4 protein-coding genes are annotated in these 3,602 nt (G+C 70.3%); 1 reads left to right on the forward strand and 3 read right to left on the reverse strand.

All coding sequences use genetic code 11. From position 1 onward, the window contains the following. On the forward strand, positions 1 to 552 hold a 552-nt coding region (locus tag HA630_RS08070; protein WP_243855412.1), incomplete at its 5' end, for a methyl-accepting chemotaxis protein. 52 nt (positions 553 to 604) lie between these two features. On the opposite strand, the gene cobA is transcribed toward HA630_RS08070, so the two are convergent. The 3 genes from cobA to HA630_RS08085 form a co-directional block, all read right to left on the reverse strand. After that, positions 605 to 1,408: a uroporphyrinogen-III C-methyltransferase gene (cobA, locus tag HA630_RS08075; protein ID WP_166833956.1), complete on the reverse strand. Its 804-nt coding sequence runs from the start codon at positions 1,406 to 1,408 to the stop codon at positions 605 to 607. 4 nt (positions 1,409 to 1,412) lie between these two features. After that, positions 1,413 to 2,384, reverse strand: coding sequence for a DNA-binding protein YbiB (ybiB, locus tag HA630_RS08080; protein ID WP_166833961.1), 972 nt, complete (start codon positions 2,382 to 2,384; stop codon positions 1,413 to 1,415). A 62-nt stretch (positions 2,385 to 2,446) separates the two neighbouring features. Beyond that, a partial coding sequence (locus tag HA630_RS08085) for a molybdopterin dinucleotide binding domain-containing protein (RefSeq protein WP_208300024.1) occupies positions 2,447 to 3,602 on the reverse strand: 1,156 nt, incomplete at its 5' end.

Consider the following 3,602-nt stretch of genomic DNA (forward strand, 5'->3'; position numbering starts at 1 on the left):
GGCGCGGTGGTGCAGCAGGTCGTGGCCACCATGCGCGACATCCAGGGCAGTTCCAGCCAGATCGCGCAGATCATCGCCGTGATCGATGCCATCGCCTTTCAGACCAACATCCTGGCGTTGAATGCTGCCGTGGAGGCGGCCCGGGCCGGCGAGCAGGGGCGGGGGTTTGCCGTGGTGGCCAGCGAGGTGCGCGGCCTGGCCCAGCGCAGCGCCGAAGCGGCCAAGGACATCAAGCGGCTGATCGACGCCAGCGTCCAGCGGGTCGATGCCGGCACCGCGCTGGTGGACCGGGCCGGGGCCTCGATGGAGTCGGTGGTGGCGGCGGTCCGGCGCGTCACCGACCTGATGGCCGACATCGGCCGGGCCAGCAGCGAACAGAGCAGCGGCGTGCAGCAGGTGGGTCAGGCGATCACCCAGATGGACCAGGCCACGCAGCAGAACGCCGCACTGGTGGAGCAAATGGCGGCCGCCGCCACCAGCCTCCAGGGTCAGGCCGACGGCCTGGTGCAGGCGGTGTCGGTGTTTCGCTTGGCGCAGGACGCGCGCGGCTGACGGCCCGGGCGCCCGATGACGCGAGGGCCCAGGGGCGCCGTGCGGCCGCGGCTCAGGCGACCAGGGGCCAGGCGGAGGACCCGCCCGCCGCGGTGGTGCGCAGACCGACGCTGGCCAGGCCGCGCAGCACGTCACCCACCACGATGATCGAGGGGCTGCCCAGCCGGTGCGCCCCCAGCGTGGCGGTGAGCGTGCCCAAGGTGCCGCTGGCATGCCGTTGTTCGGGCAAGGTCGCGTGTTGCACGATGGCCACCGGGGTGTCTGGCGGCAGGCCGGCCAGCAGGCCCGCTTCGATGCGGGTCGCGCTGGACACGCCCATGTAGATCACCAGCGTCAACCGGGCTTGGTGGGCGCATTGGGCCAGGGCGGCCCAATCGGTGCCCGGGTCGCCGGGTTTGGCGTGACCGGTGACGAACACCACGCCGTGGGCGTGGTCGCGGTGGGTCAGCGGCACGTTCAAGGACGTGACGGCGGCCAGCCCCGAGGTGATGCCATTGATCACCTCCACCGCAATGCCTTCGCGGTGCAGGTGTTCGACCTCTTCCCCGCCCCGGCCAAACACAAAAGGATCACCGCCTTTGAGGCGCACCACGCGCTGCCCTTCGCGGGCGGCCTGGATCATGAGCTTTTCAATGAAGGCCTGGGGCGTGGAGGCACACCCGCCGCGCTTGCCGACATGCACGACGCGGGCGTTCGGGCTGGCGTGGGCCAGCACCGCGTCGTTGACGAGGTCGTCCACCAGCAGGACGGTGGCCGAGGCGATGGCTTTGACCGCTTTCAGGGTGAGCAGGTCGGGGTCGCCGGGGCCGGCACCGACGAGGACCACGGAGCCGGACGCTTGTGTGGTGGTGGACATGGTGTCAGTTCTCCAGGCAGGTGGTCGTGGTGGGCAGGGCCGAGGGGGTGGCCAAGGAGGCCAGGGCGTCGCAGATGTGGGCCACCTGCAGGGCGACTGGGGTGGGCAGCGGACGCTCGCCGGCCAGGATGGCCAGGGTGTGTTGGACGGTGGCGTCCAGGTCGTGCCCGGCGGGCAGGTCTGGTATTTGGGCCAGGCTGCCGGTCTGGGCCGCTTGCACGGTGTGCGATTGGCCGTGGTGGAACAGGTCCATCTGGGGCGTGCGCCGGGGGTCGGCCACGGGTTCGCCTTCGGTGCCGCGCAGCAGCAGGGCGTGCTGGCCGGTCAGCCGGAACAGGTCGCCCATGCTCTGCAGGTATTCGGGGTGGGTGTAGCTGCTGACGAGCAGGCCGCCGGCCGCCGGTTGCATCAGCTTGACCAGGCTGTGGCCGCTGTTGCGCAGGCCGACCACGCGGCGCACGTCCAGCAGGCGTTGCAGACCGGGCAGCAGCGCGGCGGTGCTGACAAAGTCCACTCCGGGCGCGGTGCGCAGGTGGCTGGGGTCGGTAGGGGTACCCACAGGCAGGGTCGGTGCATGCAGGGCGATGGCCTGCAGCACTTCGTGGCTGGTGAGGCGGCCGGGGTCGCGGGTTTGGCCATGTACCAGCACGCGGCACCCGCGTTGGGCCAGACTCAGCGCCAGCAAGGGGGTGAGCACGGGCAGCTTGCGCGCGCCGTTGTAGCTGGGCAGCACGACGGTGGGGGCGGCGCTGGTGGGCAAGGCGGGCAGCCGGGCGTGGATGGCGTCGAGGAAGCCGGCGAGCTCTTCCGGCGTTTCGCCCTTCACCCGCATGGCGATGCAGAAGGCGCCGAGTTCCAGGTCGCTGACTTGCTGGTCCAGCACCTGGCCCATGAGGTCGGCGGCGTGTGCGCGGCTCAGGGCCCGGGCGCCGTCTTTGCCGCGTCCGATGTCCTTGAGGTATGCCGAAATGCTCATGGTCCGATTTTGATGTTTTCTTGATAAGAAAAGGTTATAAGAATAAATTGCGTGCCCACGTTTCAGTGCGCCGTTGCATCGCTTGCGGCGGCGGTGTGCTGTACCAGCCGTTTGAGTTCCGGCACGCAGGAGCCGCATTGGGTGCCGCATTTCAAGCCGTTTTGCAGCGCCACCAGCCGCTGAGCGGGTTCGCCCGGGGTGTGTTGCAAGAATTGGACGATGGCTTGGTCGGTGACGCCCACGCAGTTGCAGACCGGTTTGCTCCGCGCCACGGGTGCACCCGCAGGCGGGTGGGCGGTGGCTTGCAGCAGCGCCAGGCCGCCGGCCGGGGCGGGCAAGCTGTCGCGCAGCAGGGTGGACATCCAGGTGCTGGATTGGGTGTCCCCGGCCAGCAAAAACGCTTGCACCCGATGGCCCGCGTCCCGGCTCAGGCGCACACGGCGTTGCTGGTGGCGCGGCGCGTCGGCGTAGCGCAGGGTGTCGGGGCCATCGAGTTGCAGCGTGTGCACCAACAGCGGCAGCCAGTCAGGGGTCGATGTGGGGGCTTGCGCGTGGGCCGCCTGGAACCAGAGGCCGGTCAGGTCGGTGGTCTGCCCCGAGGTGTTGAGCGCGGAAAACGGGATGCAGGTGGCGTGGTCGAACCGCGAGAGCAAGGGCCGCAGTGCGCGTTGGGCGGCCAGGGCCTGGTCGGCCGGCAGCCAGGCCAGCGCCTGGACGGTCCAGGGCAGGCGGGCTTTGTCGATGCGCACCGCCGCGTGCTTGAGCTCCGGTTGTTTGGAAGTGGGGCAGTAAGCCGAGGTGGTGAGGCCGTTGACGCCCGCCAAGGCGGTGCCGTCGGTGGCCCGGCCGCCGATGCATTCGCTGCCCCAGTGCATGGCAATGAAGCACTGGCGCCGGGCCAGTTCGTGCGAGGGCTGGGCCGGCAGCACCAGTTGACCGCGCTTGCTGGTGACGCGCACCAGATCGCCGGCTTCTAGGCCGGCTTCGGCCATGTCCTGCGGGTGCATCTGCACCTCGGGCTCGGCCACGTGGCCGAACAACTTGCCCAGGGTGCCGGTGCGGGTCATGCCGTGCCACTGGTCGCGCAGGCGCCCGGTGGTGAGGGCGTAGGGGTAGCGGGACTCGCGCTCTTCGGCCAGGGGCGTGTAGGGCAGGGCGGCAAAGCGGGCGCGGCCATCGGCGGTGGGGTAGACGCCGTCGGTGTACAGGCGTTCGGCG

The sequence above is a fragment of the Aquabacterium sp. A08 genome (assembly GCF_011742065.1).